Here is a 22,279-nt window from a genome sequence, read left to right as displayed (position 1 = left end):
GCCGTACAACAAGAACGATAACTCGTCCGCGCAGGGGCGGGTCTCAGAGGGGAGAGCTTATGCGAAACCGCATTCCGCGCGGCGCGCGTCCGACCGTCCAGAAATTCCCATTCCATGCGTTTTTTGGCACAGCCTCCGCCGCCGCGATCACGCTGGCGCTCGGCGGCTCGGCCTGGGCCCAAACGGCTCCCGCGCAGGGCGATGACACCGTCGACGCCATCGTGGTGACCGGCATCCGCGCCGCCATCCAGAACTCGATCAACATCAAGAAGAACCAGACCTCGATCGTCGAAGCCGTCTCGGCCGAAGACATCGGCAAGCTGCCGGACGTGTCGATCGCCGAGTCGATCGCCCGCCTGCCGGGTCTGGCGGCGCAGCGCGTGAACGGCCGCGCCCAGGTCATCTCGATCCGCGGCCTGGCGCCGGACTTCACCACCACGCTGCTGAACGGCCGCCAGCAGGCCAGCTCGGGCGACAACCGGGCCGTCGAGTTCGACCAGTATCCGTCGGAACTGCTGTCCAGCGTCGTGATCTACAAGACGCCGGACGCCCAGGTCTCGGGCATGGGCCTGTCGGGCACCGCGGATCTGCGCACCGTGCGCCCGCTGGCCTACGGCAAGCGCGCCCTGGCCGTGAACCTGCGCGGCGAGAAGACGTCGGGCCACAAGCTGAACGACGACTCCAAGAACACCGGCGGCCGCTTCAGCGCCAGCTACATCAACCAGTTCGCCGACGGCACGATCGGCGTCGCCCTGGGCTACGCCCACCTGGATTCGCCCTCGCAGGTGAAGCACTACAAGGCCTATGGCTACGAGGCCTTCCCGGCCACGGCCACCAGCCCGGACAGCGCCGACGGCGCTCTGATGCTGAACGGCCAGGAAGTGTTCGCCACCTCGCGCAACAACAAGCGCGACGCCTGGATCGGCATCCTCGAGTACGAGCCCAACGACCGGTTCCACTCGACGCTGGACATGTACTACTCGACCTTCAAGCAGAAGGAGGTCACGCGCGGCGGCCAGTGGTTCTCGAACCCGTTCGCCGACGGCGTCACCTTCTCGGACGTGAAGACCGAGGACCTGGGCGGCTCGAAGTTCGCCACCGACGGCGTCATCCAGAATGCCGTCCTGCAGCTGCGCAACGACTACAACACCCGCATGGACCAGCTGTTCTCGGCCGGCTGGAACAACGAGTTCCAGATCAGCGAGAAGACCAAGCTGGTCGCCGACCTGTCCTATTCGTCCAACAAGCGGAAGGAACAGATCATGGAGACGTATGCGGGCTATGGCCGCGGCGTCGGCGGCGTCACCCCGGGCACGCCGGACGTGGGCCGCACCTATGACGGCATCCGCTTCCACGTCGCCGACGACGGCGGCTTCTCACAGTACCAGGAAGGCCTGAGCTACGACGACGCCAGCCGCGTCACCCTGGGCGACCGCGCCCCCTGGGGTGGCTGGGGCCACGACGGCTCGATCCGCTTCCCGCACGTCAAGGAAGACGTCACGGCGGTGGACATTCACCTCGAGCACGAGATGGACGGCTTCATCACCCAGCTGTCGGGCGGCGTGAACTACACCAAGCGCGAGAAGGGCAAGACCGTCTCGGACAACGACCTGTTCCTGAAGAACGGTCGCCAGCAGGTCTATGTCGAGGCGGCCGACCTGGTCGATCCGACCAAGCTGGGCTTCGCCGGCTTCGGCGGCGTACTGAGCGTCAAGATCGGCGACGTCTGGCAGAAGTACTACAACTGGGCGCCGATCCTGGACGCCAACTACTACGACAAGAACTGGGACATCAGCGAAGAGGTCACCACCTTCTTCGGTCGCGCCAACTTCTCGGTCGGCGACCTGCGCGGCAATGTCGGCGTCCAGGTGGTCAAGCAGGAGCAGTCGTCCAGCGGCGTGGTGATCAACGGCACCACGGCCGGCCAGCCGATCGTGCCGACCAAGATCAACGCCAAGGACAGCTACACCGACGTCCTGCCCAGCCTGAACCTGATCTACGACCTGGGCGGCGGCCACCGCATCCGCGCGGCCGTGTCCAAGACCATGGCCCGTCCGCGCATGGACGAGATGCGCGCCAACGTCACGCCGGGCTTCAACGCGCTGGTCTGCTCCAGCCAACCCTGCGGTCCAGGCACGACGGTCAACCCGTGGTCGGCCTCGGGCGGCAACCCGCACCTGCGTCCGTGGGAAGCCAAGGCCGCCGACCTGGCCTATGAGTGGTACGTCAGCCCCGCGACCTATCTGTCGGTGGCCGGCTTCTACAAGAAGCTCGACACCTACATCTACTCGCAGACCGGCACGTTCGACTTCACCGGCATCCCGATCCCGGTGGGCGCCAGCATCCCGGCCGGCACCAACATCAACCCGACCGGCCAGATTACGCTGCCCGCCAACGGCAACGGCGGCAATCTGAAGGGGCTGGAGTTCAGCGGCGCGCTCGACTTCGGCGAGGTCGTCAGCCTGCTGAAGGGCCTGGGCGTGCAGGGCAGCCTGTCGCTGACCAAGTCGAACCTGAACCCGACGACCGCCGCCGACCCCGTCCGGATCCCGGGCCTGTCGAAGCGCGTGTACAACATCACGGGCTACTACGAGCGCGGCGGCTTCCAGGCGCGGATCAGCCAGCGCTACCGCTCGGCCTTCAAGGGCGAGGTGGTGCAGCTGTTCGCCACGCGCGGCTACACCGAGATCCTGGCCGACAAGCAGGTCGACGCCCAGATCGGCTACACCTTCGAGGACGGTCCGCTGCAGAACCTGGGCTTCCTGCTGCAGGTCAACAACCTGACTGACTCGCCGTACCGCACGCGCCTGGGTCTGGACGGCGGCGGCACCAAGACCAGCAACGGCGCCTCGTTGCCGGAAACCTACGAGAAGTACGGCCGGCAGATCCTGTTCGGCGTGAACTATCGGTTCTAAGCAGAGAGGCTGAGCCTGGCCGCGCTCCCCCGCGGCTAAGGCTCGCCAGGCAAGAACCAACGGAGGCGGGGCCGCCCAGTGCGGCCCCGACCTTTGATCAACGGGAGGCGGGTGGTTGCAACCGCTCAAGAAAATACTGATCGCCGGCGGCGGATCCGCAGGCTGGATGACGGCGGCGCTGTGCGCGCGCCTGTTCCAGGGTCTCTACGAGATCGTCCTGATCGAGTCCGAGCAGATCGGCACGGTCGGGGTAGGGGAGGCGACCATCCCCGCCATCAAGAAATTCAACGAACTGCTGGGCATCGACGAGGACGACTTCCTGCGCAAGACGCAGGGCTCCTTCAAGCTCGGCATCGAATTCCGTAACTGGTATCGCAAGGGCGAGAGCTACCTGCATGGCTTCGGCGTGCTGGGCCAGGACCTGGGCTGGCTGCGCGTCCACCAGTACTGGCTGCGCATGCGCGAGCTGGGGCAGGCCGGCGACTTCAACGACCTGTCGATCAACAACGCCATGGCGCTGGGCGACAAGTTCATGCGCGCCCGGGCCGACATGTCGGACTCGCCGATCGGCCACATCGCCCACGCCTTCCACTTCGACGCCGGCCTCTACGCCAAGCACCTGTCGACCTACGCCCAGGCGCGCGGCGTCCAGCGGCGCGAGGGCAAGATCGTCGATGTGACGCTGCGGCCCGAGGACGGCTTCGTCCAGTCGGTGACCATGGACGACGGCGCCGTGATCGCCGCCGACTTCTTCATCGACTGCTCGGGCTTCCGGGGCCTGATCATCGAGCAGGCCCTGAAGACCGGCTACGACGACTGGACCCACTGGCTGCCCGCCGACCGGGCCATCGCCGTGCCGTCCGAGCGTTCGGAGCACTTCACGCCCTATACCCGCTCGACCGCCCATGACGCCGGCTGGCAATGGCGCATCCCGCTGCAGCACCGCACCGGCAACGGCCACGTCTATTCGTCCAAGTACATCGACGACGACGAGGCCGAGCGCGTCCTGCTGGCCAACTTGGACGGCGCCCAGCGCGCCAACCCGATGCGGCTGCGCTTCACGACCGGCAAACGCAAGAAGATCTGGAACAAGAACTGCATCTCGGTCGGCCTGGCCAGCGGCTTCATGGAGCCGCTGGAGTCGACCAGCCTGCACCTGATCCAGTCAGCCGTGATCCGCATGGTTCGCCTGCTGCCCGACGGCGGCTTCGACCAGGCTAATATCGACGAGTTCAATCGCCAGAGCGACTTCGAATACGAGCGCATCCGCGACTTCATCATCCTGCACTACAAGGCCACCGCCCGCGACGACACGCCGTTCTGGCGCTACTGCCGCGACATGGAGGTCCCCGCGACCTTGCAGCGGAAGATGGACCTGTTCGCCGCCAACGGCCGGGTGTTCCGCGAGGACGACGAGCTCTTCACCGAGGAGAGCTGGATCCAGGTGTTCCTGGGCCAGGGCGTGATCCCGCGCAGCTACGACCCGCTGGTCCGCGTCCATTCGGACGAGGCCATCGCCAAGCACCTCGGCAACATCCAGACGGTCATCGGCAAGTGCCTGAACGTGATGCCCAGCCACGCCGAGTTCGTGGCCAAGACGTGCCAGGCCCCACCGCTCGCGGCCATGCCGCCTCTCGTTCCAACCCCTTAGACCTGTTCATACGGAGTAACGCCATGACGACCGCCGCCCAGCCTTCATCCGCCTTGCGGATCCTGTGCCGGACCACTGCCGCCGTGGCGTTGCTCGCCCTGACTCCGGTCTCGGGCGCGTTGGCCCAGACCATGCCGACCAAGGACAGCGCCCCGCTGGCTCCGCGCGCCAACGACCCGGCCTGGGCCCGCGCCGACGCCCTGGTCAAGCAGATGACGCTGGACGAGAAGATCACCTACCTGCACGGCCTGTTCCCGCCGAACACCAAGCCGGCGCCGGCCGACATGATCCCGTCGGCCGGCTACGTGCCGGGCGTGCCGCGCCTGAAGATCCCGACCCTGCGTGAAAGCGACGCCAGCCTGGGCGTGGCCAACCAGGTCGAGCAGCGCAAGGGCGACGTCGCCACGGCCCTGCCGTCGGGCTTGGCCCTGGCCTCGACCTTCGAGCCGAAGCTGGCCTATGCCGGCGGCGCGATGATCGGCTCGGAAGCCCGCGCCAAGACTTTCAACGTCCTGCTGGCCGGCGGCGTCAACCTTACCCGCGACCCGTGGGCGGGCCGTAACTTCGAATATCTGGGCGAGGACCCTCTGCTGGCGGGCGAGATGGCCGGCGAGCAGATCAAGGGCGTGCAGTCCAACCACATCGTCTCGACGATCAAGCACTTCGCCCTGAACGCCCAGGAGACCGGCCGCCACGTGATGGACGCCCAGATCGGCGAGGCGGACCTGCGCGAAAGTGACCTGCTGGCCTTCCAGATCGCCATCGAGAAGAGCAATCCCGCCTCGGTCATGTGCGCCTACAACAAGGTCAATGGCGACTGGGCGTGCCAGAACGACTTCCTGCTGAACAAGGTGCTCAAGCGCGACTGGAACTATCCGGGCTTTGTCATGTCCGACTGGGGCGCGGTGCACAGCACGGTCAAGGCGGCGCTGGCGGGCCTGGACCAGCAGTCGGGCCAGGAGCTGGACACCCAGATCTTCTTCGGCGACGACCTGAAGGCCGCGATCACCAAGGGCGAGGTCAGCCAGGCGCGCGTGGACGACATGGTCCGCCGCATTCTGCACGGGGTGATCACCTCGGGCCTGATGGACAATCCGACCCCGACGACCGCCCAGCCGATCGACTATGACGCCCATGCCAAGGTCGCCCAGGCGGTGGCCGAGCGCGGCTCGGTGCTGCTGAAGAACAACGCCAACCTGCTGCCCCTGGCCAAGACCGCCAAGAAGATCGTGCTGATCGGCGCCCATGCCGATGTCGGCGTTATCTCCGGCGGCGGCTCGTCGCAGGTGCGCTCGGTCGGCGGCGCGCCGGTCGAGATCCCGCTGAACGGCGGCGAGGCCGCCTCGTTCGTCCGCGTGACCTGGCATGCGTCGTCGCCGCTGGAAGCGATCAAGGCCGCCGCGCCGGGCGCTGAGGTGGTCTATATCGACGGCAAGGATCCCGCCGCCGCTGCTGCCGCCGCCAAGGACGCCGACGTCGCCATCGTCTTCGCCTGGCACTGGCAGACCGAAGCCCAGGACGCGCCCTCGATCGTCCTGCCCGAGAACCAGGACGCCCTGATCGACGCGGTCGCCGCGGCGAACAAGAACGCGATCGTGGTGCTCGAGACCGGCGGTCCGGTGACCATGCCGTGGCTGAACCGCGTCGGCGCGGTGCTGCAGGCCTGGTATCCCGGCCAGCGCGGCGGCCAGGCCATCGCCCGTCTGCTGTTCGGCGACGTGAACCCGTCGGGCCGTCTGGCCATGACCTTCCCGAAGTCGGCCGACCAGGCGCCGCGCGCCAGCGCTCCGGGCTTCGAGGAACAGGCCGCCATCGACGACGCCCGCCGCGCCGGCCAGAAGGCTGGTCCCATCAAAGGCTTTGCCGTGCAGTATCCGGAAGGCGCCGCCGTCGGCTACCGCTGGTACGCCCAGGAGAAGCGCCAGCCGCTGTATCCGTTCGGCTATGGCCTGTCCTACACGTCGTTCGGCTACAAGAACCTCAAGGTCGAGGATGCAGCGGGGCTGAAGGTCAGCTTCGACGTCACCAACACCGGCAAGGTCGCCGGCGCCGACACGCCGCAGCTCTACGTCACGGCCGGCAAGCGCAAGTCGATGGTCCGCCTGGCGGGCTTCGAGAAGGTCGATCTGGCCCCCGGCGAGACCAAGCGCGTGACCCTGACCGTCGAGCCGCGCCTGCTGGCCGACTACGACGTCGCCAAGCCGGGCTGGACGATCCCGGCCGGGTCCTATCCGCTGTACGTCGGCAGCCACGCCGGCGACATGGCCCTGACCGGCAAGGCCAGCCTCAAGGCCTGGACGCGCAAGCCGTGATCCGCTCCGTCCTCTTCGCCACCGCCGCGCTTGTCGCGGCGGCCCCGGCGGTCGCCGCGCCCAAGCTGCAGAGCTGGGTGACGACGGGCGACAAAAGCCAGCTGCTGGCCGCTCAGACGCCTTCGGGCGCGGTGGCGGCCAGCGCCGTCGCCGGCCTGCCAGTCATCGCCGTCGACGCCAAGGAGCGCCACCAGACCATGGTCGGCTTCGGCGGCGCGATCACCGACGCCTCGGCCTGGCTGATCCAGAACAAGCTGAACCCGGCCCAGCGCGACAGGCTCTTGAAGGAGCTGTACGGGCGAGGGGAGAGCGGCCTGGGCTTCAGCTTCACCCGCATCACCATCGGCGCGTCCGACTTCTCGCTGGACCACTACAGCCTGGATGATGCGCCGGGTGGGGCAGGGGATCCCAAGCTCGAGCACTTCTCGCTGAAGCGCCCGCAGGAATTCGTTTTCCCGACCGTCCGCGCGGCGCTGAAGATCAATCCCGAGCTCAAGGTCATGGCCTCGCCGTGGAGCGCGCCAGCCTGGATGAAGACCAACGGCTCGCTGGTCCAGGGGCAGCTGAAGGCCGAGGCCTATCCGGTCTATGCTGACTTCTTCGCCCGCTACATCCAGGAAGCCAAGAAGGTCGGCGTGCCGACCGACTATCTGAGCATCCAGAACGAGCCGGATTTCGAGCCCGACAGCTATCCGGGCATGCGCTGGAACGCCAAGGACCGCGCCAAGTTCTTTGGCGAGAACCTGGCCCCGGCGTTCAAGCGCGCCAAGATCACCACCAAGGTGCTCGACTGGGACCACAACTGGGACCAGCCGCAGCAGCCGACGACCGTGCTGGCCGATCCCAAGGCCCGCGCCTTCATGGCGGGCGTGGCCTGGCACTGCTACGCCGGTGACGTCTCGGCCCAGCAGCCCGTGACCGACGCCAACCCGGACAAGGAAGTCTTCCTGACCGAATGTTCGGGCGGGGAGTGGGCGCCGAAGTTCGACGACAGCTTCGCGTGGATGGTCGAGAACCTGATCATCGGCTCGGTCCGCGGCGGCTCGCGCGGCGTGCTGATGTGGAACCTGGCGCTGGACGAGCAGTTCGGCCCGCACGCCGGCGGCTGCAAGGACTGCCGGCCGTTCGTGACGATCGACAGCCAGACCGGCGCGATCACCCGGACGCAGGAGTACTACGCCTTCGGTCACGCCAGCCGCTTCGTGAAGCCGGGCGCGACGCGCATCGGCTCGCCGGCCAAGGTCGGCGACCTGCGCAGCGTGGCCTTCCAGAACAAGGACGGCGGCCGAGTGCTGATCGTGCTGAACGTCGGTACGAAGCCGGCCGACTTCGTGATCGCCGAGGGCAAGCAGACCTTCAAGGCGACCCTGCCGGCCCGCGCGGCCGGCACCTTCACCTGGTAGGCTTCAAGCTGGGAGGCCTCAGGTCTCCCAGCCCCAGCCCCAGCCCAGGCGGCGGCTGATGGCGTCGGCGGCGGCGATGACGCCCTGGCTGGCCTGCTCCATCCGCTCTTCGTCCATATATTGCGGGATGCTGGACAGGCTCATGGCCGCGACGATGGCGCCGCTGGCGTCGCGGATCGGGGCAGCGACGCAGCGGATGCAGTCGCCAGCCTCGTCGAAGTGGCGGCCCAGACCCTGGCCTTGCGCCGTCTGCTGATCCTCATCCGGGAAATAGGCCGACCAGGCGTCTTCCGACGCATCCAGCATCAGGGCGCGGCCCAGGGCCGTGTTGGCGATGCGATTGCGGTCGCCGACCTGGTGGCGCACGGCCACACGCCGGCGGCTGGGCGAGCGGGCGATATAGACGACGTCGTCGCCGTCGCGGATCCCCAGGTTGGTGGCGTCGTCCATCTGCTGGGCCAGGCCATCCAGGAACGGCTGGGAGACGACCGCCAGGCTGGTCGCTTCCTGGGCCTGGAAGCCCAGGTCCATCAGCTTCGGGCCCAGGCGATAACCCTTGCGCGGATCGTGGGTCAGCAGGCGGCGGTCAACCAGGGCCGAGGCCAGGCGGTGCGCCGTGCTGCGGGTCAGGCCCAGCTTGCGTTCCAACTCGGTCAGCGCCACCGGCCCACCGCGCGCCGCATCCAGGATGTCCAGGGCGCGCATCAGGGTCTGGCTGACCTTCTCGGTCTTGGTTTCACTGCTCACGAGCATGGCGAGGCGTTTCCGCGGATGATCGGGCCTGTAGGTAGCATCAAATTTGCCAGCGCTGGCACACTATCTGCTAACGATGGTGCCCAGACAAATCGCGTTATATCCACATGATGGGAACAGGGAGACTCGCGTGGGGGTAGGGGACTTTGGCGCGGCCTTGTCCGTGACGATCGACGACGTGGCCATGGCCGCGGAGGTGTCGATCCGCACCGTCTCCCGCGTGCTCAACGAGTCACCCAATGTCGGCGACGAGACCCGCAAGCGGGTGCTCGAGACTATCGCGCGCCTGGGCTACGCGCCCAGCACGCGGGCCCGAGCGCTGGCTTCGGGCCGCTCGTTCCTGATCGCCATGGTCCAGGACGACCCCAACGCCCACGTCATTGGCCCTTTGCAGCGGGGCATCGTCGAGGCCTGTTCCTCGCACGGCTACGAACTGGTCGTACGTCCGGTGCGGTTCGACAATCCCGATGTCGCGGCCGACGTCGAGACCTTCGTGCGGCGCTCGCGGGTGGACGGACTGATCGTCCTGCCGCCGGCCTCCGAGATCGCCGCCATCCCGGAGCGCCTGACACGCCTGGGCGTGCCGTCGGTCGGCATCGCCTCGGTCTCGGTGCCGGAATATCCCTGCATGCTGGTCAGCAACGAGCGGGGCGCCAGTAGGGCGCTTGGCCAGCATCTCAAGGCGCTGGGCCACCAGCGCATCGCCATGATCGAGGGACCGCCGCATTTCCGCTCGGCCCAGGAGCGCAAGGCCGGCTTCCTGGAAGGCATCGGCGGCGCCATGCCCGAGGCATATCTCCAGAAGGGCGACTACGGCTTCGAAAGCGGTCTGGTCGCGGCCGAAGCGCTGCTGTCGCTCGACCAGCCGCCGACCGCGATCTTCGCTGGCAACGACATCATGGCCGCCGCCGTCGTGAAGACCGCCCGCGAGCGCGGCGTCGCCATTCCCGAGCAGCTGTCCGTCGTCGGCTTCGACGATAGCGACATCGCCTCGATCATCACGCCAGCTCTCACCACGATCCGCCGTCCGCTGGTCGACATGGCCCAGGCCGCCACCGAGCGGCTGTTGGAGATGATCAACGGCAAACGGCTGAATTGGCCGCAGGAACCGATCGACCTGACGCTGATGCACCGCCAGTCGGTCAGCTCACCGCGCTGACAGACCGGCCTCGCTAAAGCGGATCCGATCGGGATCCAGGCCCAGCTGAGCCAGGTTTGTGCGTGCGGAGGCCTTCAGGCGATCGCTGGCGGCGGGGTTGGGCTTCTGCTTCAGCTCCATGGTCGCCACCGAGGTGAACATCCCCATGACAGCCAGCTGTTCGTACAGCTTCTGCTTCTCGGCGTCGGGCGCGCTGGCGACGCCCGGCTCGCCCTGGAGCAGGCCGCGCATCTGGGCGATCAGCGGGCGAGCCTGCTGCGGCGTCACCTGCGTGCCCGTGACGGCCTCGTAAGCCGTGGCGACATACAGCGATAGGGCGGTCGGCAAGTCGTGATCGGGTTGTCCGAACATGCGCTCGATACCGCCGAACTTCCCCAGAAGTTGTTGAAAAACCGATGCAATCTCAGTTCTTCTTGAAGCGGGATAAGCGGCCGCCATGGCCGGGATCGCGGTCGCGCCTGGCGTCGATACGAACCGCAGGCTCTTGGCGGAAGCCGGCCCGGAGCGCGGCGGCGTCCTGACCGGGCGACCCGCTGGCCATCTGGCCTGGTCGCCCAGCAGCGCCTTGGTCCGCGATACGATCGTGCTGGCGTTCAGCGCGTTGTTAAATGCGCCGCCGTCCATCAGATAGACATTGACCATGTCCTGAGAGCGCGCCGGCGCCGCGACCATCAGGACCGCGCCGATCAGAAGCGCCGCTGTCGGTCGAGCCATTGGTTTTCTCCTGAACGCGCGTCGCGGCGAACCTAGCTGGATCGTAAGTCAGCGACATAACGGGGCGGAATAACGGCGATAGGAGATGCTGATCCGTTTATCGTCTAAGATATATTATCGGAAATAATAGATACACGAAAACACCGGGCAGTTCCGCACCGTCGCTCGCCCGTGCGCCACAAACGCCGCCCGCGACAACGATCACGTGACCGACCAACGCGCACCCGCATAACCAGCACCTCTAGGCTCATCCTGCCGCTGTCCCAGGTTGTCATTCGATGGTTCTAGGCCTGGCGGGCTTGGCCAATGCCTGGCATGCGCCGCATGCCGCCTGGGGTTTGTCAGCGGCTGTCGGCAAAACCCTGGTCGCGATCGCTTTTGGCGTCTGGCTGGTCGTCGCCGGGCTCTTCGGCGCGGCCCTCTTCACCTAGCTGACCATAGAATCCGTGCTTTTGCACCGGCCCTCCGGCACGCCGCGATAGACGCCGGCATTCTGCGAGATGACATACGGATTGGGATCGCCGACCGCGCCCCTCGGCGCGCAGCGCATCGAAAATCGTGGTGAGTCGGACCGCCTCGTCGGTAGCAGCCGTCGCGGGCAGCCCCGGAATCAGCGCCAGGGCCGCCGCCGAAAACGTCAGCCGACGGCGTTGCGGATTCGGTTCCGCGAGGTTCTCAGCCGACATCAATGGCGTCCTTAAAACTCAGCACAGCTTGGGCATCGTAGGGGTCCGCCGGGAAGTTTCTATTTGAACTGCGGCCCCGTTCCACGGGCCCCCGCATGGTTCATGCAGCCCCGGTCGCCGGGCGGGTTTCGGCGCTGAAACACTACGCCCCTCTCGACACGAACAGAGAAATGACGATATCTTCCCCATATTCGGGATAGAATACCAAAATATGAGACCATCGACCTCAGGGGTGCTGAGCAACGGTGGGTTCGCACAATGGAGAGGAAAACCATGAAGACGTCTCTGCGTACGCAATGGCGGTCGGGCGCCTCGCGCCTTGCGGTCGCAACTGTCCTGCTGTCCTCGGTCGCCGGCGCAGCCGCCGCCCAGACGGCCCCTGCCCCCGCCCCTTCTTCTGACGTCGTCGACGAAATCGTCGTCACCGGCATCCGCGCCAGCCTGCGTAGCGCCATGGACGTGAAGCGCAACTCGCTGCAGGTGGTCGACACTATCTCGGCCGAGGACATCGGCGACTTCCCCGACAAGAACCTGTCCGAAGCCCTGCAACGGGTGACCGGCGTGCAGATCAGCCGCCAGGACGGCGAAGGCCGCGGCGTCAGCATCCGCGGCGCCGATCCGGGCCTGAACCGCGTCGAGATCAACGGCTCGTCGGCCCTGTCCCTGACCGTGGGCGGCAGCGACCGCGCCGTCGACTTCCGCGACATCCCCGTCGAGTTCGTCTCGCGCCTGGATGTCGTCAAGTCGCCGACCGCCGACATGGCCGAAGGCGGCATCGGCGGCACCGTGCGGGTGATCACCCGCCGTCCGTTCGACAGCAAGGAGCCCTTCATCGCCGGCTCGGTCCAGGGCGTCTATTCGAACCTGGCCAAGGAATACGATCCGAAGTTCGCGCTGATCGGCGCCAAGACCTTCCTGAACGACACCCTGGGCGTGCTGCTGTCGGGCACCTGGGAGAACCGTCACCTCAACAGCAACAACGCCCGCACCACCGGCTGGATTCGCCGCGCGGCCACGGCCACCGGCGCGGGCGCGACGCCTGGGCGCAGCACCGACGTCAATGGCGACGGCACGCTGGACTGGGCGCCGGAAATCCCGCGCCTGATCATCGACCGCCGCGTCACCAAGCGGAAGGCGCTGAACGGCATCCTGGAATGGCGTCCCAACGACAGCTTCAAGGCCTATCTGGACGGCACCTACGCCACCGCCACCGAGAAGGTGAACAGCACGCTGCTGCAGCTGGGCGCCTCGGGCGGCCTGATCGACTACAGCAAGACGACGCTGGGCCCGGACAACACGGTCAACCACATCGAGCTGACCAGCAGCGCCGCCTTCCCGATGGACCTGGCCTATCGCAACATCCTGGGCGACCTGACCCGCACTCAGTACACCACGGCCCTGGGCGGCGAGTGGAAGCTGGACAACTGGGTGTTCGACGCCCGCCTCGACTACTCCAACGCCGAGGTCCAGAACAACGAGATCAACTCGACCGCCACGGTCTTTGGTGTTCCGCGCGCGGTTGTGGACTACACCGGCAGCCAGCGCGCCCCGAACTTCTCGTTCCCGGGTCTGGACGTCACCACGGGCCAGGGCGTCAACCGCCTGGACGCGGTGTTCAACCCGCGTAACAACACCTCCGAAGAGACCGCCGAGCAGTTCAACGTCACTTACAAGCCGACGGACTCGTGGCTGACCCAGATCAAGGGCGGCGTGCAGGCCCGTCAGTTCAAGACCGACCAGGTCCTGTACCAGCGCACCACCCGCCTGAACTGCCGTGGCGACGCCAGCAGCGCCGCGGCCGTCGCGGTCGCCACCTCGTGCGCGACCATCGAAGGCATCGTCAACACCAACTCGGTGACCAACAGCATCCCGTTCTTCAAGACCGGCGACCTGGGTTACGACGGCGGCGTCCGCTACTGGAACGACAACACCCTGGCCACCTACAACGCCACCCTGGCGGCGGCTGGCCTGCAGAACGACGTCTACGGCGTCAACCCGAACGCCAACACCGCCGAGAAGGCTGGCGGTTCGGGCAGCTTCCAGACCTTCCTCGACACCTGGTCGGTCGAGGAAAAGACCAAGAGCGCCTACGTCCAGGCCGCCTTCGACTTCGCCAGCCTGCCGGTGCCGATCAGCGGCACCCTGGGCGTGCGGGTGGTCGACACCAAGACCGTCTCGACCGGCTACAACCGCGTCCAGACCGGCACGGCGGCCGCCCCGATCGTCAACTTCGTGAAGGGCTCGCAGGAAGGCGGCTACACCAAGACCCTGCCGTCGCTGAACCTGCGCTTCGAGTTCATCCCCAATACGCTGATCGGCCGCGCCGCCGCCAGCAAGGTGATGGCCCGCGCGGCGCCCAGCCAGCTGGCCCTGCGCCGCAGCGTCGACGTCGTCGGCCTGACCGGCTCGCGCGGCAACCCCGACCTGCAGCCGTTCGAGGCCACCGCCTATGACGCGGGCCTGGAGTGGTATTTCAACAAGAACAGCTTCATCTCGGCGACCTATTTCCGGAAGGAGATTTCGTCGTTCATCATCAACCAGGCCGCGCCCGAAGTGATCGACGGCACGACCTACAACATCACCCGTCCGATCAACGGCACCGACCAGGTCAACATCAACGGCCTGGAAATCGGCGGCCAGTACGCCTTCGACTTCCTGCCCGCGCCGTTCAACGGCTTCGGCATGCTGGCCAACTATACCTACCAGAAGGACGAGGGCTTCAAGGGCGCCAACCTGCTGACCGGCGAGATCCTGCCGTTCCCGGGCCTGTCGCGGAAGAGCTACAACGTCTCGCTCTACTACGAGAACGAGAAGTTCAGCGCTCGCGCCTCGTACAACTGGCGTGATGCGTGGCTGATCACGGCCGCCGGCCGCGGCAGCCTGCCCGAGTTCAACGAGGCCTATGGCTCGCTGGACGCCTCGGCCAGCTACAACCTCAATGAGCACATCACCTTCTTCCTGGAAGGCGTGAACCTGACCGACGAGGTCCGGATCGAGAACAACAACGCCGTCCGCCGGATCGGCAACGAGACCTTCGGTTCGCGCTTCTTCTTCGGGGTGCGCGCCAAGTTTTAGTGGTCAAGGACGCTCGCCCTCCCCAGCCCGGGAAGGCGAGCGTCCCGTCCGCGCAAGATCATTCAGATGACCCTGTCACCGTCGATCCCTCTGGGTGAACGGACGGATGTCAGCCGCTCGCTGATGCGCGCGCTGGATATCCTGGACGCCGTCAGCACCGGCCCGATCAGCCTGGTCGACATCACCACCCGCCTCGGCCTGACGCGCAGCACCGCCTACCGCCTGGCCTCGGCGCTGGTCGATCGGGGCCTGCTACGGCACGACCCGCGCAAGGGCTATCAGCTCGGCCCTCGCATCCTCACCCTGGGCGCCATGGCGCACGAGAGCGCCGATCTGATCGCCATCGCTCAGCCGTCGCTGGACGCGCTGAGTCTGGAGACCGGCGACGCGACGAACCTGGCCATCCGCGACGGCGAGCACATCGTCTATGTCGGCCGCGCGCCTAGCCGACGCCTGCTGGCCGTTCGTCACCAGCTGGGCGACCGTAACCGCGTCGACGCCACGGCCCTGGGGCGGGCCTTGCTGATGGACGCCCCGTCGGCCGTCTGGCGCGCCAGCTTTCCGGCCGAGAGCCAGGACACTCTGATCGCAGAGGGTTTCTCCCGCCACATCGGCGAGGATGGCGAGCGTATCTGCTGCGTGGCCGCGCCCGTCCGCGACGCCAGCGGCGAGATCATCGCCGCGCTCAGCCTGTCCAGCGCCCAGCAGTACATGTCCGCCGACCAGATGGATGCCGCCGGACGCCAGGTCGCCGAGGCCGCGACCGCGGTCAGCCGACGCCTGGGCTGGACGCCTTAAGCCTCGTCGTCGCCGACGAAACGATAGCCAATGCCGGGCTCGGTCTGCAGCATCCTGGGCGTGGCCGGATCGGCCTCCAGCTTCTGGCGCAGCTGGCCGATGAAGACCCGCAGATACTGGGTGTCCTGGGCGTGCGCTGGGCCCCACACCGCCGTCAGCAGCTCCTTGTGGGTCAGCACCTTGCCGTGGCCCAGGGCCAGGCGGGTCAGGACGTCGTATTCGCGCGGCGACAGCTTCACGGCCTCGCCGGCGCGGGTGACGCGGCGCTTCTCCAGGTCGATCTCGACTTCACCCGCTCGGATCGGGCCACTGGGCGCCTGAGCGCGGCCGGTCTGACGCAAGGCGGCGCGGAGGCGGGCCAGCAGCTCGCCGACGCCGAAGGGCTTTTCGACATAGTCGTTGGCCCCGCGATCCAGGGCCTCGATTTTCTCGATCTCGCGGTCGCGGGCCGACAGGATCAGGATGGGCCCCTCGTAGAAGGCGCGGGCCTTTTCCAGCACGTCCTTGCCGTCCATGTCGGGCAGACCGAGGTCCAGCACCACGGCGTCCGGCGACCACAGGGCGATGCCGCGCAGGCCCTCCTGGCCGCTGTCAGCGCGCAGCGGCTCGTAGCCGGCGGCGTCCAGGGCCGGCCCCAGGAACCGGTGGATCTGCGGTTCGTCGTCGATGACGAGAATACGTTGGCGGTCGGCGTTCATGGAGACGCTCATAACAGATCACGCGGCGTGGCGATCGCCTTGGGCAGGCTGATCAGCATGCGCGTGCCGCGTCCGTCGTGGATCGGGCTGGCGGCGGCGATCCGGCCGCCCATGGCGTCGACGAAACCCTTGGCGATGGCCAGGCCCAGTCCCGCGCCCTGGTGGCGGTCGCTGGGCTCCTCCATGCGGCGGAACTTGTCGAAGATCCGCTCCAGCTCGGCCGGCGGAACGCCCCTGCCCTCGTCCTCGACGCTGATCACGACATTGCCGCGATCCTCATAGACCGCCAGCTCGATCCGGCTGCCGTCGCCGCTGTAGGTGATGGCGTTTTCCAGAATGTTCACAACGACTTGCTCGAGCAGGCTCGCATCGGCCTGGACGAGGGTCAGGGTCGGCGGGTAGTCGCGCGCCAGCATCCGCTCGCCCAGCCGGCGGGTGACGCGCTCGGCGGCGGCGTTCAGCACATCGCGGACGTCGGTCCAGTCGCTGCGCAGCTTCAGGCCGCCGCCCTCCAGCCGGGTCATGTCCAAGAGGTTGGCGACATAGCGGCTGAGACGCTCGGCCTCCTCGCGGATGCTGAGCAGGAGGTCGTGGCGCACGGCTTTCTGCATCTTGTCGCCATAGTCCAGCAGCGTGGTCGAGGCGCCCAGCACCGTCGACAGCGGCGTACGCAGGTCGTGGCTGACCGAGTTCATCAGCGCCGAGCGGAAACGGTCGGCGCGGCGCAGGGTCTCGGTCTCCAGCGCCTCGGAAGCAAGCTGCGAGCGTTCCAACGCCACGGCGCCCTGCTCCAGCAGAGCCAGGACCAAGCGCTCCAGGTCCGAGCCGGGCGGCGCGGCGCCGGCCTCAATTCCGGCCACACCGGTGCGGGCGCGCACGCCCTCCAGCGGCCAGAAGGTCCAGCGGGCCTGAGGCAGGGTGCCGGTGCCGAACCCGGCCGCCTCGCCCTTCTCCCAGGCCCAGCGCGCGGCGGCCATCTGGGCAGCATCCAGCGGCTCCAGGCTGGGCGAGCCGGCGGCCGGCGCGATTTCCTCGCCTTGGGGCAGGAGAACTAGCGAGCGACCGCCAGCCGCCGCCGCGACTTGTTCGGCCAAGGCGCGCGCGACAGCATCCTTGCCCGTGGCCGCTGAAAGCGTGCGGCTGGCGGCCAGTAGGGTGGCGACAGCGGCGGCGCGGCGCTGCGAGCCCATCGCCTGGTCGCGCACCCGGCCCGCCAGGCCGCCGGAGGCCATGGCCACCGCCCAGAACACCACCAGCGTGATGAAGTCCGTCGGCGCCCCGATCGCCAGGCTGTAGCGCGGGGCCAGGAAGAGATAGTTGTAGACGAAGAAGGCCACGGTCGCCGCCGCCAGGGCGGGTCTCAGGCCATGCAGCACCCCCGCCGCGAGCACGGCGGCCAGAAAGATCATCCCCAGATCGACGCGGTCGAAGGCCACGTCCAGGCCCCAGGCGGTCAGGGTCGCGGCGGCCACGAACAGCGCGCCGACGACATAGCCTTGCCATGGGCCCAGGCTGAGCGGCCGCGCCGGCTTGGGCTCGCGCTCATGGGCGGCGTCGGTGACGACGTGCACCGCCACGCCGCGCGCTTCCCGCAGCAGGGCGGCGGCTAAAGAACGGCCGAGGATCTCGCGCCAGCGGCTCTCGAGCGACTTGCCGATGACGATCTGGGTGACATTGCCGCGCCGGGCATAGGCCATCACCGTCGCGACGATGTCGCCGCCGGTCAGGGCCACGGTCGTTCCGCCCAACTGCTCGGCCAGGCGATAGGCCTCGCGCAGACGCGCCGCGCTGCCCTCCCCGGCCGCCGGCCGATCGGTGCGCTCGACGTGGGCGACGATCCACGGCGCGTCCATCATCATGTCCGACAGCCGCCGCCCTGCCCGCACCAGCGCGCCGGCCATGGCGTCGCCGCTGACCAGAACGAGAATCCGCTCACCCGCCGCCCAGGGCCCCTCAACGCCCTTTTCGCGCATGGCCGCGACCAGCTGGTCGTCGACGGTCTGGGCCGCCCGGCGCAGGGCCAGCTCGCGCAAAGCCGTCAGGTTCTCGACCTTGAAGAAGTTCTCCGAGGCCAGGCGCGCGGTCTCCGGCACATAGACCTTGCCGGCGGCCATCCGCTCGCGCAGTTCCTCGGGCGTGATGTCGACCAGCTCGATGGCGTCGGCGCGCGACAGGGCGCTGTCGGGCACGGTCTCCCGCTGGCGCACGCCGGTGATGCGCTGGACGACGTCGACCAGGCTTTCCAGGTGCTGGACGTTCAGGGTGGTCCAGACATCGACGCCAGCGGCCAGCAGTTCCTCGACGTCCTGCCAGCGCTTGGGGTGACGCGAGCCGATGGCGTTGGAGTGGGCGTATTCGTCGACCAGCAGGATCTTGGGCTTGCGCGCCAGGGCCGCGTCGATGTCGAACTCCATCTGGACGCGGCCGCGATGCTCGATCGGCTTGCGCGGCAGGACCTCCATGCCGCGCAGCAGGCTTTCGGTCTCGCGCCGGCCGTGGGTCTCGACCACGCCGATCAGGACGTCGACGCCCTCGGCCTTGCGACGCCGCGCGGCGCGCAGCATCTCGTAGGTCTTGCCCACGCCGGGGGCCATGCCCAGAAACACCTTGAGGCGCCCCCGGCGCGCCTTGTTGGCGGCGGCCAGGAGCGCCTCTGGGTCGGGACGATTTGGTTCGTCGACCGGCAACTATCCGCCTTTCTGGAAACGAGCGTCCAGCGCCCGGTTCAGCGCCAGCACATTGACGCGCGACTGACCGATGAAGCCCAGCAGCGGCTGGTCGAGATGCTGGTCGATCGTGGCCAGCACGGCCTTCTCAGGCACGCCGCGCGCCTTGGCGATGCGCGGCGCCTGGAAGCGGGCGTTGGCCGGCGTGATGTCCGGATCCAGGCCCGAGGCCGAGGTGGTCACAGCGTCGGCCGGGATGACCGCGCCGGGGTTCTCGGCGCGCAGGCTGACGGCGTCGGTCTTCTCGCGTTCGATCAGCTTCTCGTTCAGCGGGCCCATGTTCGAGCCACTCGAAGCCGAAGCGTCATAGCCGTTGCCCGCGGCCGACGGGCGGCCGTGGAAGTATTCCGGCGCGGCGAAGACCTGGCCGATCAGGGCCGAGCCGACGACCTTGCCGGCCTCGTCGCGGACCAGGCTGCCGCCGGCCTGGGCCGGGAACGCCGCCTGGGCGACGCCGGTGACGGCCAGCGGATAGGCCACGCCCAGCAGCGCGGTGAACAGGCCCATCGAGACCAGAGCGGGACGGAGATGTGAAAGCATGGCTTTGTGCTCCCTTATTTAGAACACCGCCTTCAGCGACGCCACGGCGCGCGCGCCGTAGACCTTGCCGAAGCCGTGTTCGTCGGTGTCGTGGTAGCGCAGGTCGAGCGACAGCTTGTCGGTCAGGGCGTAGGCGGCACCGACGTTCCAGGTCGTATAGTCGCCCGAGCCTTCATAGGTCTGACGGCCGATGGCGCCCGAAACCGACCACTTCGCGGCGATCGGATAGCTGCCGTTCAGCTCGTAGTAGACGGCCTCGTCGGCGGCGCCGAAGCTGTCGGGGCTGTAGAACACGGCTGCGCCAAGGGCGCCCTTGCCGGCCGGAACCGAGCCAGCGGCTTTGAACTCGACATTGCCGTAGTCGGCGCCCTTCGGCGCGCCGACATAGCCGTAATAGATCACGCCGAGGTCCAGCGAGGCCGCGCCCAGGGTCGGCTTATAGCCGGCATAGAGGTCGATCTCGGCGTCGGTCTTGTCGCCGAAGTCGACGTTCGAGGCCCAGGTCCCGGCGTAGACCTTGCCGGCGGAGAGGTCGACGCCGCCGAACAGCTGCGGGTCTTCCTGGGTCTGCGAGACGCCGCGGAACACGTAGTCCGAGGCGACGCCGAGATTGTAGCTCAGCTTCGGCCCCTCTTGGGCCTGGGCGACGCCAGCCGACAGAGCCAGAACCGAGACGACGGCGAAAATGCGGGAAGTCATTGGAGGTCTTTCAGAAGAAGAGTTCGGCGGAATAGGCCGCCAGGAAGACGAGCCCGATCGCCACCAGACCGAATGTGAAATCTCGGACGATCGGGCGGAGCATCAGGCCAGCCCCAAGGCCGAGACGATCATGTCGATCAGCTTGATGCCCACGAACGGAGCCAGCAGGCCGCCGATGCCGTAGAGGGTCAGGTTGCGCGACAGCAGCTTGCCGGCGCCGATGGCGCGGTACTTCACGCCCTTCAGGGCCAGCGGGATCAGGGCGACGATCACCAGGGCGTTGAAGATCACCGCCGACAGGATCGCGCTCTGCGGGCTGTGCAGGTGCATGACGTTCAGCGCGCCCAGGGCCGGCAGCGAGACCACGAACATCGCCGGGATGATGGCGAAGTACTTGGCCACGTCGTTGGCGATCGAGAAGGTCGTCAGGGCGCCGCGGGTGATCAGCATCTGCTTGCCGACCTCGACGATCTCAATGACCTTGGTCGGGTCGCTGTCCAGGTCGACCATGTTGCCGGCCTCGCGAGCGGCCTGAGCGCCGGTCTGCATGGCCACCCCGACATCGGCCTGGGCCAGCGCGGGCGCGTCATTGGCGCCATCGCCGCACATGGCCACCAGGCGGCCCTTGCCCTGCTCTTCCCGGATCAAGCGCAGCTTGTCCTCAGGCGTGGCCTCCGCCAGGAAGTCGTCGACGCCGGCTTCCGAAGCGATGGCGGCGGCGGTCACCGGGTTGTCGCCGGTGATCATCACCGTGCGCAGACCCATGCGACGCAGGTCGGCGAAGCGCTCCTTCACGCCCGGCTTCACCACGTCCTTCAGGTGGATGACGCCGACCAGGACGCCGTCCTCGCTGACGGCCAGCGGCGTGCCGCCTGAACGGGCGATACGGTCCACGGCGCCGGTCAGTTCGGCCGCGACGGCCTTGGGCTCCAGGGCCAGCGAGCGGTAGACGGCGTCCACCGCGCCCTTGCGCCAGCTGCGGCCTTCGTGGTCCAGGCCCGACTGGCGGGTCTGGGCGGTGAACGGGATCGCCGTGGCGCCGGCAGGTTGCTCGACGGTCAGGCCCTGGTTACGCGCCAGTTCGATGATCGAACGGCCTTCCGGGGTCTCGTCGGCCAGCGAGGCCATCAGGGCCGCGCGCATCGCCGCTTCCGGACGCACGCCCGGGGCTGGGATCACTTCGATGGCCATGCGGTTGCCGAAGGTGATGGTGCCGGTCTTGTCCAGCAGCAGGGTGTCGACATCGCCAGCGGCTTCCACGGCCCGGCCCGAGGTCGCCAGGACGTTGACCTTCAGCAGGCGGTCCATGCCGGCGATGCCGACTGCGGACAGGAGTCCGCCAATGGTTGTTGGAATAAGCGTGATGAACAGCGCGCCCAGCACCAACGGATCCAGCACGACGCCCGAGAACTTACCCAGACCCAGCAGGGTCACGACCGCGATCAGGAAGATCAGGGTCAGGCCAGCCAGCAGCACGGCCAGGGCGATCTCGTTCGGCGTCTTGCGGCGGTCCGCGCCCTCGACCATGGCGATCATGCGGTCGAGGAAGGTGTTGCCGGCCTCGGCCGTGACGCGGACCTTCAGCCAGTCGGAGACGATCGTGGTGCCGCCGGTGACGGCCGAGCGGTCGCCGCCGCTCTCGCGGATCACGGGCGCGCTCTCGCCGGTGATGGCCGCCTCGTTGACGCTGGCCATGCCCTCGATGATCTCGCCGTCGGTCGGGATCACGTCGCCGGCCTCGACCAGGATCACCTCGCCGACGCCCAGCTTATGGGCCGGGGTCGGGACGTAGGCGCCCGTCGTCGGGTCAATTATGAGCTTGGCCTTGGTCGTCACGCGGGTGGCGCGCAGGCTGTCGGCCGCCGCCTTGCCGCGCCCTTCGGCGACGCTTTCGGCGAGGTTGGCGAACAGCACCGTGGCCCACAGCCACAGCGACACCTGGATGGCGAAGCCCGCCGCCTGGTGGTTGGCGACCGCCGCGACCGCCGAGACGGTCGACAGCAGGGCCACGATCCAGGTGGCGAAGATCACCGGATTACCCGTCAGCTTGCGCGGATCGAGCTTGAGGAAGCTGTCCTTGGCCGCGCGGGCCAGGACGGGGCCGGAAAGACCGCCGGCGCGGATGTCTATAGCGCTCATAGGATCACCAC

At 67.8% G+C, this 22,279-nt stretch carries 15 protein-coding genes; 7 read left to right on the top strand and 8 right to left on the bottom strand.

Translation table 11 applies throughout. The features are described from left to right. Positions 1-59: 59 nt before the first annotated feature. The 4 genes from J7528_RS11730 to J7528_RS11715 all read left to right on the top strand — a co-directional run bounded on the left by J7528_RS11730 (position 60) and on the right by J7528_RS11715 (position 8,281). A complete protein-coding gene (locus tag J7528_RS11730; protein ID WP_291874294.1) occupies positions 60-2,915 on the top strand; it encodes a TonB-dependent receptor in 2,856 nt (951 codons plus the stop codon). A 115-nt stretch (positions 2,916-3,030) separates the two neighbouring features. Continuing rightward, complete coding sequence (locus J7528_RS11725) at positions 3,031-4,566, top strand: tryptophan halogenase family protein (protein WP_291874292.1); 1,536 nt, start codon at positions 3,031-3,033, stop codon at positions 4,564-4,566. Positions 4,567-4,589: 23 nt separating this feature from the next. Beyond that, on the top strand, positions 4,590-6,878 hold the full coding sequence (locus tag J7528_RS11720; RefSeq protein ID WP_291874289.1) for a beta-glucosidase: 2,289 nt from the start codon (positions 4,590-4,592) through the stop codon (positions 6,876-6,878). Beyond that, entirely contained in the window at positions 6,875-8,281 is a 1,407-nt protein-coding gene (locus J7528_RS11715) for a glycoside hydrolase family 30 beta sandwich domain-containing protein (RefSeq protein WP_291874286.1), read from the top strand. The genes J7528_RS11720 and J7528_RS11715 overlap by 4 nt, the downstream gene beginning before the upstream one ends. Positions 8,282-8,299: 18 nt before the next feature. Here the strand turns inward: J7528_RS11715 and J7528_RS11710 are convergent, their stop codons facing one another. Next, complete coding sequence (locus J7528_RS11710) at positions 8,300-9,034, bottom strand: IclR family transcriptional regulator (protein WP_291874284.1); 735 nt, start codon at positions 9,032-9,034, stop codon at positions 8,300-8,302. Positions 9,035-9,164: 130 nt separating this feature from the next. On the opposite strand from J7528_RS11710, the gene J7528_RS11705 reads away from it, so the two are divergent. Beyond that, positions 9,165-10,193, top strand: a complete 1,029-nt coding sequence (locus J7528_RS11705; RefSeq protein ID WP_291874281.1) for a LacI family DNA-binding transcriptional regulator — start codon at positions 9,165-9,167, stop codon at positions 10,191-10,193. Here J7528_RS11705 and J7528_RS11700 read toward each other — a convergent pair. Further along, a complete protein-coding gene (locus J7528_RS11700) occupies positions 10,182-10,907 on the bottom strand; it encodes a DUF6683 family protein (RefSeq protein WP_291874279.1) in 726 nt (241 codons plus the stop codon). The genes J7528_RS11705 and J7528_RS11700 overlap by 12 nt on opposite strands. Before the next feature lie 341 nt (positions 10,908-11,248). Then, a complete protein-coding gene (locus J7528_RS11695; protein WP_291874277.1) occupies positions 11,249-11,593 on the bottom strand; it encodes a hypothetical protein in 345 nt (114 codons plus the stop codon). A 273-nt stretch (positions 11,594-11,866) separates the two neighbouring features. Here J7528_RS11695 and J7528_RS11690 point away from each other — a divergent pair, with 273 nt between their 5' ends. Together J7528_RS11690 and J7528_RS11685 are read left to right on the top strand one after the other, a co-directional pair. Beyond that, positions 11,867-14,668 carry a TonB-dependent receptor gene (locus J7528_RS11690; RefSeq protein ID WP_291874274.1) on the top strand — a complete coding sequence of 934 codons (2,802 nt, stop codon included), beginning with the start codon at positions 11,867-11,869 and terminating at the stop codon, positions 14,666-14,668. Between the two features lie 66 nt (positions 14,669-14,734). Next, positions 14,735-15,466: an IclR family transcriptional regulator gene (locus J7528_RS11685; RefSeq protein ID WP_291874272.1), complete on the top strand. Its 732-nt coding sequence runs from the start codon at positions 14,735-14,737 to the stop codon at positions 15,464-15,466. On the opposite strand, the gene J7528_RS11680 is transcribed toward J7528_RS11685, so the two are convergent. The 5 genes from J7528_RS11680 to kdpB form a co-directional block, all read right to left on the bottom strand. Beyond that, the gene (locus tag J7528_RS11680; RefSeq protein WP_291874270.1) at positions 15,463-16,164 is read right to left on the bottom strand and encodes a winged helix-turn-helix domain-containing protein; all 702 of its coding nucleotides are present in this window, start codon (positions 16,162-16,164) and stop codon (positions 15,463-15,465) included. The two genes, J7528_RS11685 and J7528_RS11680, sit on opposite strands and share 4 nt — an antisense overlap. Before the next feature lie 8 nt (positions 16,165-16,172). After that, positions 16,173-18,851 (bottom strand): sensor histidine kinase KdpD, encoded by a 2,679-nt coding sequence (locus J7528_RS11675; RefSeq protein ID WP_291874268.1) that lies wholly within the window; start codon positions 18,849-18,851, stop codon positions 16,173-16,175. Beyond that, entirely contained in the window at positions 18,852-19,430 is a 579-nt protein-coding gene (gene kdpC, locus J7528_RS11670; RefSeq protein ID WP_291874266.1) for a potassium-transporting ATPase subunit KdpC, read from the bottom strand. A gap of 18 nt (positions 19,431-19,448) precedes the next feature. After that, positions 19,449-20,129: a TorF family putative porin gene (locus tag J7528_RS11665; RefSeq protein WP_291874264.1), complete on the bottom strand. Its 681-nt coding sequence runs from the start codon at positions 20,127-20,129 to the stop codon at positions 19,449-19,451. A 102-nt stretch (positions 20,130-20,231) separates the two neighbouring features. Beyond that, complete coding sequence (gene kdpB, locus J7528_RS11660; RefSeq protein ID WP_291874262.1) at positions 20,232-22,268, bottom strand: potassium-transporting ATPase subunit KdpB; 2,037 nt, start codon at positions 22,266-22,268, stop codon at positions 20,232-20,234. Positions 22,269-22,279: the final 11 nt, after the last annotated feature.

It is taken from the genome of Caulobacter sp. (assembly GCF_017744445.1).
GTDB lineage: Bacteria > Pseudomonadota > Alphaproteobacteria > Caulobacterales > Caulobacteraceae > Caulobacter.
The sequence above is the reverse complement of the archived record's forward strand: the minus strand, read 5'-3'. Positions and strand labels throughout refer to the sequence as shown.

Bases quoted from the DNA above. Each gene is read 5' to 3' on its own strand.
- J7528_RS11730 (WP_291874294.1), top strand. From the start codon at position 60: ATGCGAAACCGCATTCCGCGCGGCGCGCGTCCGACCGTCCAGAAATTC.
- J7528_RS11720 (WP_291874289.1), top strand. From the start codon at position 4,590: ATGACGACCGCCGCCCAGCCTTCATCCGCCTTGCGGATCCTGTGCCGG.
- J7528_RS11710 (WP_291874284.1), bottom strand. From the start codon at position 9,034: ATGCTCGTGAGCAGTGAAACCAAGACCGAGAAGGTCAGCCAGACCCTG.
- J7528_RS11700 (WP_291874279.1), bottom strand. From the start codon at position 10,907: ATGGCTCGACCGACAGCGGCGCTTCTGATCGGCGCGGTCCTGATGGTC.
- J7528_RS11695 (WP_291874277.1), bottom strand. From the start codon at position 11,593: ATGTCGGCTGAGAACCTCGCGGAACCGAATCCGCAACGCCGTCGGCTG.
- J7528_RS11690 (WP_291874274.1), top strand. From the start codon at position 11,867: ATGAAGACGTCTCTGCGTACGCAATGGCGGTCGGGCGCCTCGCGCCTT.
- J7528_RS11685 (WP_291874272.1), top strand. From the start codon at position 14,735: ATGACCCTGTCACCGTCGATCCCTCTGGGTGAACGGACGGATGTCAGC.
- J7528_RS11680 (WP_291874270.1), bottom strand. From the start codon at position 16,164: ATGAACGCCGACCGCCAACGTATTCTCGTCATCGACGACGAACCGCAG.
- kdpC (WP_291874266.1), bottom strand. From the start codon at position 19,430: ATGCTTTCACATCTCCGTCCCGCTCTGGTCTCGATGGGCCTGTTCACC.
- J7528_RS11665 (WP_291874264.1), bottom strand. From the start codon at position 20,129: ATGACTTCCCGCATTTTCGCCGTCGTCTCGGTTCTGGCTCTGTCGGCT.
- kdpB (WP_291874262.1), bottom strand. From the start codon at position 22,268: ATGAGCGCTATAGACATCCGCGCCGGCGGTCTTTCCGGCCCCGTCCTG.